Source organism: Streptomyces sp. NPDC055078, assembly GCF_053607985.1.
The window spans coordinates 1-1,551 of sequence record NZ_JBSGUP010001082.1 but is presented as its reverse complement, the minus strand read 5'-3'; the positions used below and the strand labels follow the sequence as shown (position 1 = coordinate 1,551).

At 67.9% G+C, this 1,551-nt stretch carries 3 protein-coding genes; 1 reads left to right on the top strand and 2 read right to left on the bottom strand.

Annotated elements, in window-relative coordinates; genetic code table 11:
- Window positions 1-90: 90 nt before the first annotated feature.
- Together ACWF94_RS40310 and ACWF94_RS40305 are read right to left on the bottom strand one after the other, a co-directional pair.
- Window positions 91-636, bottom strand: a complete 546-nt coding sequence (locus tag ACWF94_RS40310) for an alkyl hydroperoxide reductase (protein WP_453500243.1) — start codon at window positions 634-636, stop codon at window positions 91-93.
- 3 nt (window positions 637-639) lie between these two features.
- Window positions 640-1,194: a peroxiredoxin gene (locus ACWF94_RS40305; protein ID WP_453500241.1), complete on the bottom strand. Its 555-nt coding sequence runs from the start codon at window positions 1,192-1,194 to the stop codon at window positions 640-642.
- Window positions 1,195-1,345: 151 nt separating this feature from the next.
- On the opposite strand from ACWF94_RS40305, the gene ACWF94_RS40300 reads away from it, so the two are divergent.
- The coding region (locus tag ACWF94_RS40300; RefSeq protein WP_453500239.1) for a hypothetical protein at window positions 1,346-1,551 on the top strand (206 nt) is incomplete at its 3' end.

Sequence of the window (1,551 nt, the reverse complement as noted above, 5' to 3'; positions counted from 1 at the left end):
GTGCGGGCACGGTCGTCGGCGGGGCCGCTTCCGTACGGCCATTCCGTACGGCCATCCGTACGGGTTCTGCTCGGGTTCTGCTCGGGGTCGCTACACGGCGTCGATCGCGATCGCGGCCTCGGCGTCGAGCGTCGTGCCCACGGCCTGGACGACGGCGGCGACCTTGAACGCCTCCTGGACCGTCTCGCGGTCCACCCCGGCCTTGCGGAGCACCTGCTCGTGCGAGTCGAGGCACTGACCGCAGCCGTTGACGGCGGAGACGGCCAGCGACCACAGCTCGAAGTCGACCTTCTCCACGCCCGGGTTGCCGATGACGTTCATCCGCAGACCGGCGCGCAGCGTCTGGTACCCGGGGTCCGAGAGCAGATGCCGGGTCCGGTAGAAGACGTTGTTCATCGCCATCACGGCCGCTGCCGACTTGGCGGCGGTGTACGCCTCGGGGGAGAGGTTGGCGTTGGCCTCGGGCTCCAGCTCACGCAGCGCGATGGGGCTGCGGGACGCGATGGCGGTGGCCAGGACGGTGCCCCACAGCTGCTGCTGCGAGAGCTTGTCGTTGTTGCCGATGACCGAGCCGAGGTTCAGCTTCAGATCCTTGGCGTAGTCGGGCAGCGCCGACTTCAGGGCGTCGAGCGACATGGGTCACTCACCGGCCAGCAGCGCGACCGGGTCGAGCGTGTTCTCGCCCTTGCTCCAGTTGCAGGGGCACAGCTCGTCGGTCTGGAGCGCGTCGAGCACCCGCAGCACCTCCTTGGGGTTCCGGCCGACGGACCCGGCGGTCACCATCGTGAACTGGATCTCGTTGTTCGGGTCGACGATGAAGACGGCCCGCTGTGCGAACCCGTCCGCGCCCTCGATGCCGAGGTCCCGCATCAGCTCGTGCTTGGAGTCGGCCAGCATCGGGAAGGGCAGGTCACGCAGGTCGTCGTGGTCCTTGCGCCAGGCGTGGTGCACGAACTCGGAGTCGCCGGAGAAGCCGAGGATCTGGGCGTCACGGTCGGCGAACTCGTCGTTCAGCTTGCCGAACGCGGCGATCTCGGTGGGGCAGACGAAGGTGAAGTCCTTCGGCCATGCGAAGACGACCCGCCACTTGCCCTCGTAGGACTTGTGGTTGACGACCTCGAACTCCTTGCCGCTCTCCAGGGAGACGCAGGCAGTCAGCTCGTAGGTGGGGAACTGGTCGCCGACAGTGAGCACGGTGTTACTCCAGGGTGCATGAGGGTTTGGACAAATCCACCCTGTCATATCCGTGATCGCCGATGAAATCGATCAATCGGGTCAGTGTGATCAGATGCGCCGACCAATCGGGGCGGGGTGCCGTGCGGCGCCACGGGGTATGCCTCGCCGGGTGCGCGCCGGTCTCAGGGGGCTGACTGTCGCGGGCCGCCCGCGCGGACGGCTGCGGCATCAAAGCTGGATCAGCAGTGATGCCGGACATGTTCTGAATCCGCTGATCGACTCTCCCGGACTGCACCGGGGCGGCCTCCGGACCGGGTACTTCACGGACCCGGCCCCGGACCGCCCGGACCACCCGGACCGCCCGAACCACCCGGG